Annotated in this window: 7 protein-coding genes and 1 riboswitch; of the genes, 6 read left to right on the forward strand and 1 reads right to left on the reverse strand. The window is 31.2% G+C overall.

Annotated elements, in window-relative coordinates; translation table 11 throughout:
* The 4 genes from aguA to RSF37_RS11815 all read left to right on the forward strand — a co-directional run.
* Positions 1-782: agmatine deiminase (gene aguA, locus RSF37_RS11800; protein ID WP_332564602.1), on the forward strand; the 782-nt coding region annotated here is incomplete at its 5' end.
* Positions 783-791: 9 nt separating this feature from the next.
* On the forward strand, positions 792-1,730 hold the full coding sequence (gene arcC, locus RSF37_RS11805) for a carbamate kinase (protein WP_332564603.1): 939 nt from the start codon (positions 792-794) through the stop codon (positions 1,728-1,730).
* Between the two features lie 103 nt (positions 1,731-1,833).
* Complete coding sequence (locus tag RSF37_RS11810; RefSeq protein ID WP_332564604.1) at positions 1,834-3,189, forward strand: APC family permease; 1,356 nt, start codon at positions 1,834-1,836, stop codon at positions 3,187-3,189.
* A 78-nt stretch (positions 3,190-3,267) separates the two neighbouring features.
* Positions 3,268-3,618 carry a hypothetical protein gene (locus tag RSF37_RS11815; RefSeq protein ID WP_332564605.1) on the forward strand — a complete coding sequence of 117 codons (351 nt, stop codon included), beginning with the start codon at positions 3,268-3,270 and terminating at the stop codon, positions 3,616-3,618.
* Positions 3,619-3,655: 37 nt separating this feature from the next.
* Here the strand turns inward: RSF37_RS11815 and RSF37_RS11820 are convergent, their stop codons facing one another.
* The gene (locus RSF37_RS11820; RefSeq protein WP_332564606.1) at positions 3,656-4,381 is read right to left on the reverse strand and encodes a gamma-glutamyl-gamma-aminobutyrate hydrolase family protein; all 726 of its coding nucleotides are present in this window, start codon (positions 4,379-4,381) and stop codon (positions 3,656-3,658) included.
* Positions 4,382-4,517: 136 nt separating this feature from the next.
* Positions 4,518-4,579: riboswitch (Fluoride riboswitch) on the forward strand.
* 69 nt (positions 4,580-4,648) lie between these two features.
* Between RSF37_RS11820 and crcB the strand changes: the two genes are divergently transcribed.
* Both crcB and RSF37_RS11830 read left to right on the forward strand, forming a co-directional pair.
* Positions 4,649-5,035, forward strand: coding sequence for a fluoride efflux transporter CrcB (gene crcB / locus RSF37_RS11825; protein ID WP_332564607.1), 387 nt, complete (start codon positions 4,649-4,651; stop codon positions 5,033-5,035).
* A 27-nt stretch (positions 5,036-5,062) separates the two neighbouring features.
* Positions 5,063-5,395, forward strand: coding sequence for a DUF190 domain-containing protein (locus tag RSF37_RS11830; RefSeq protein ID WP_332564608.1), 333 nt, complete (start codon positions 5,063-5,065; stop codon positions 5,393-5,395).
* The last annotated feature ends 194 nt before the right edge of the window (positions 5,396-5,589 follow it).

Below are 5,589 nucleotides of genomic sequence, written 5' to 3' on the forward strand. Positions count from 1 at the left end.
GTGTTGATTGGGAATTTAATGCTTGGGGAGGATTAGTAGATGGATTATACTTCCCTTGGGATAAAGATGATCAAATAGCACAGAAGTTATGTGAACTAGAAGGTTTAGATAGATATAGAACTAATGGATTTGTACTTGAAGGAGGTTCAATACATGTCGATGGGGAAGGTACTTGCGTTGTAACGGAAGAATGTTTATTAAGTCAAGGCCGTAATCCTGAACTATCAAAACTTGGAATTGAAGCAAATTTAAAAGAATATTTAGGGCTTGATAAAGTTATATGGATTAAAAACGGAATATTTAATGATGAAACAAATGGACATGTTGATAATATATTTTGCTTTGTAAAACCAGGAGAAGTATTGCTTGCTTGGACTGATGATAAAGAAGATCCACAATATGAAATATCAAAGTCAGCATATGAAATATTATCAAATGAAACTGATGCAAAGGGAAGGAAGTTAAAAGTACACAAGCTATATCTTCCAAAACCAATTTTAATAACTGAAGAAGAAAGCAAAGGAGTTGATACTGTAGATGGAACACTTCCACGTGAAGAAGGTGATAGATTAGCAGCATCATATGCAAACTTCTATATAGCTAATGGTGGAATTGTATATCCAACCTTTGGTGATCCTATGGATGAGAAAGCGAAAGAACTTTTACAAGAAGTCTTTACAGATAGAAAAATCGTTGGAGTTTATGCAAGAGAAATTCTTTTAGGTGGTGGAAACATACATTGTATAACACAACAGTTACCAAAACCAAATAGTAAGGAGTAGGGTGATTGTATGTCAAGGATAGTTGTAGCTCTTGGGGGTAATGCATTAGGTAATACGCCCATAGAGCAAGAAGATAAGATAAAAACAGCATCAAAATCTTTAGTTGGATTAATTGATAAAGGAAATGAAATTTTAGTAGTTCATGGCAATGGTCCTCAAGTTGGAATGATTAACCTTGCATTTGATGAAGGCAGTAAAATAAATGAAAAGATAGTTAGCGTAGAGCTTCCAGAATGTACTGCAATGTCACAAGGATATATAGGATATCATCTGCAAAAAGGGATAAAAAATGAACTTAAAAACCAAGGGATGCCTTGGCATGTATCAACAGTTGTAACAGAAATGTTAGTTGATATAAATGATAGTGCATTTGAAAATCCAACGAAGCCTATAGGAGGGTATTATTCTAAAGAAGCTGCTGATAAATTAATGAAAAATAATAAAGACATGGTCTTTAAAGATGATGCAGGAAGAGGATATAGAAGGATGGTACCATCACCAAAACCTATAGAAATAATAGAAAAGGAATCTATACTTAATATGCTTGATAATGAGTTTATCGTAATAGCATGTGGAGGTGGAGGAATACCTGTAATAAAAAATGAGAATGGAGATTTAGAAGGAATACCAGCTGTTATTGATAAAGACTTTGCGGCAGCTAAATTAGCTAGTAGTGTTGAAGCTGAATATTTATTTATTCTAACAGCTGTAGATAGAGTATCTATTAATTGGAATAAGCCAAATCAAGAAAGTTTAACTGATATGTCAGTAGAAGATGCAATTAAATATTGCAAAGAAGGACACTTTGCTCCAGGAAGTATGTTACCAAAAGTTGAGGCTGCTATACAGTTTGTAAAGGGTAATAAAAATAGAAAAGCTATAATTGCATCCTTAGAAAATGCATCACTTGCTATATCAGGAGAGAGTGGAACGATAATTCACAATTAACAATGAATAATTAGTGCATATTGTTTCAAATTTAAAAAAACAATGTGCACTAATTAATAAATTAAGATTTTTTTGACTTAATTTTATGAAATGAGGTGAAGTAATGAGTAATGGAAAAAAGAAATTTAGACTATTTGAGTCGGTTCTTGCAGCCGTATGTATAGTATTAGTAGCAGAAGCTGCAGCACCGGCTGCCGCAATAGGTAATTCTCAATATTTTTGGTGGTTATTAATTGCGATAGGATTTTTCTTACCTTATGGTCTTGTAACAGCAGAACTTGGAACGACTTATGAAAGTGAAGGTGGCATGTTTGATTGGACTAACAGGGCCTTTGGAGATAGATGGGGTTCAAGAGTAGCTTGGTTTTACTGGATTAACTATCCACTTTGGATAGGATCTCTAGCAGTACTTTTCACTGGAATATTAAATCAGTTACTTGGTAGTGAAATGCCTACAATGATTACAATTATAATACAACTAGTTTTTATATGGTTTGTTGTTTTTGTATGCAGTTCACCAGCGAGCGATAATAAGTTACTTCTTAACATATCAGCTGTATTTAAAGTTTTCATAATGGTTTCACTAGGAGCACTTGGAATATATGTAGCTGTAACTAAAGGATTTGCAAATGATTTCTCACCTAGTACATTCTTACCTTCATTCGATCCTAAAGGATTATCAGTTTTATCAGTAATTATATTTAATTTCATGGGATTTGAAGTTGTATCATCTTTCGCATCTCAAATGGAGAATCCTAGTAAGCAAATACCAAAAGCAATAATTATAGGTGGAGTTTTAATAACAGTATTTTATTTATTAGCTGCGTTTGGAATGAGCGTTGCAGTTCCAATAAATGAGTTAAGTTCAGATGGAGGACTAATAGATAGTTTTAATCTATTACTTGGTGGAAATGCTAAGTGGTTTGTTGTAATGATTGGAGTAATGTTTATGTTCACTCTTGCTGGAAATTTAATTTCATGGGCTAGTGGAGTTAACTTTACTGCAAAGTATGCAGCAGATAATAATGCATTACCAAAAGTATTTTCAACAGTAAATAAAAAGGGAATGCCAAAAGGTGCTAACATTTTAAATGGAGTAATAGCAACAATATTAGTTGTAAGTGCTCCACTTATACCAAGTGAAGATATTTTCTGGGCATTCTTTGGACTTAATGTAGTTGCATTACTACTATCATACGTAATGCTTTTCCCAGCATTCTTGAAGCTAAGAAAGATAGATGGAGATGCAAATAGACCATTTAAAGTAAGTGGTAGTCCTACTAAAATAAAAATTATTGCAATTGTACCTATGGTTTTATTAGTAGCATCAGTAATATTAAGTGTAGTTCCTCTTGAAAATACACCTGAGGAGATGAGCTTAAAGATACCGGTATTAGTAGGAACGATAATAACTATTATAATTGGTGAGATATTTGCAAGGAGATGCACTAAAAAATAATTACTTTATTAAGAAACAAAAAAAGCTAAATCCCCGTATTATATAATAGAATATTATTTACTTAAGGGGATGAATTTAATGGGTTTTTTAGATAGTATGAAAGAAATAGCAGATGTAGCAACAAAGAATGTATCATCTTTATCAAAAAGTACATCTTTAAAAGTAGAAACAAAAATGAGAATACGAGACCTTAAAAATGAAGTTTACGATATTAATGTTGAGATAAGAAGAGAATATGAAAAAATTGGTGAGATGCTTGTATTAGAGATTAAAGAAAATGTACTAATGGATGATAGTGAAATTCAAAGCATAATATCTGATATTGACAGTAAAATATTGAAAATAAAAGAAATAAATAAGAATATAGAAGAAATAGAAAAAAATCTAAATGATAGATTAGACGATATAGAAAGAAAGAAGTACGAATAGAGAAAATAGCTGTTTCAATATTGAAACAGCTATTTTTCTATTTACATTTTGAAATGAAATAATCAAATAGATTTTTCATTAGAGTATTTCTAGAGGCCATCATCTCTGGGTGCCATTGGATTCCGAGTTTAAATGATCCAGAAATACTTTCTATAGATTCAATTACTCCATCTCTTGATAACGCTGATACTTTAAAACCGCTACCTAACTTATCGATACATTGATGATGATAAGAATTCACAAGTATACTTTCACCAATAATATTTCGTAAGTTAGAATGTGATTCTATAAAAACGGTATGAGTACCTTCATATTCAGGAGCATCTTGATTATGCTTAATAAAACTACTATTCATTAAAGATAAATCTTGATATAAGCTTCCACCGTGGCAAATATTTAATATTTGATTACCACGACAAATTCCGAGTATAGGCTTATTTAATCTTTCAACTTCTTGTACTAAAGAAATATCAAAGATATCTCTTTCAGGTAGTATCATTCCAAGCTGTAGACTTGGTTCTTCATTATAAGAAAGAGGGTTAATATCATGACCACCTGATAATATTAGTCCATCTATTATAGTTGCATACTCTTTGATGATTTCTAAATTATTATTTATTGGTAAAACAAAAGGTATTCCGCCAGACGCTAGTACTGCATTAACATAATTTTCACTTAAGGAAACTAGTCTACGTCCAAGCATTTTGCTATTATTATCAATAGTCAATGAAGCGGATATGCCTATGATTGGCCTTCTATCCATTTAACGATTCCTCCTTTTGTTTTAAAATATTTATATTAGTTTAGAGAATAATATAAGTGAAACATTAATGTTATTTACAGAAACTTAAATTGAAATACACTTAAATAAACAATATAATATATTTATGATATTATATGTAAGCATAGGTTATGGAGTTAACCTTTAACCGCTTTTAAAGCTAATGACTCCTACAGAAAAATTGGGAAAGTATATCTTCCTATAAGTCTGTAGGAAGGTTAGCTTTTTTTATAAATATGAGGTGAAAAAATGCAAAAAGTACAATTGGTAGCTATAGTTGGCTGCGGAGGATTTATAGGCGCAGCATTAAGATATTTAATATCAGTAAATGCAGCTAAAATTTTTGGGGCAGACTTTCCCTATGGAACACTAATAGCAAATGTTTTAGGTGCAATTATTATAGGTTTCGTAATGAGAATAAGTTTAGATACAGCTATTGTATCTCCAAATACAAAGTTGTTTTTAACAACTGGTATGATGGGAGGACTTACAACATTTTCAACATTCTCATATGAAACAGTAACTATGCTAAATTCAGGAGAATATATTTTAGGAGCTTTCAACTTAGGATTAAATGTAGTATTGAGTTTTGTTGGTGTCATTATAGGAATGGCGCTTGCAAGGGTAATGGTATAAAAAATTAACTTATAGGAGGAATTTTATATGGAAGAAAGAAGTAAAGGCAAACTAGTTAAAATATTTATTGAGGGTAATGATAAATATGATGGTAAGCCATTATACACAGCAATAATAGATAAATTAAAATCAAGCGAAATATCAGGTGCGACTATTATAAGAGGGATTGAAGGATTCGGAGAAGATAAGGAAATACATGCAGATTTCATCGAAGTATTATCAAGAAAACTTCCAATAGTAATTGATATAGTTACAACTGAGAAGAGAGCGGATGAAATAATAAAAATAGTAGCGCCTATGATAAAGACAGGCAAAATTGCTATTATGGATAATGTTGATGTAATAACATTTAAAAAGTAGTTAAAAAATGGACTATGTATAGATTTGTGTAAAAATAAATTTATATACAGTCCATTTTTTATATGTATAAAAGATAATTTTCTATTCAGTCCAAATACTAATTGTGGCTAGGCCTAGAGCTAAATTCTTTTTAAATAATCCAGTAGTAGAAATATCCATATAAAACTTACCAACCTCTGGACTAAGAGTTTCCT

This window comes from Clostridium sp. (assembly GCF_036643715.1).
Lineage (GTDB): Bacteria > Bacillota > Clostridia > Clostridiales > Clostridiaceae > Clostridium.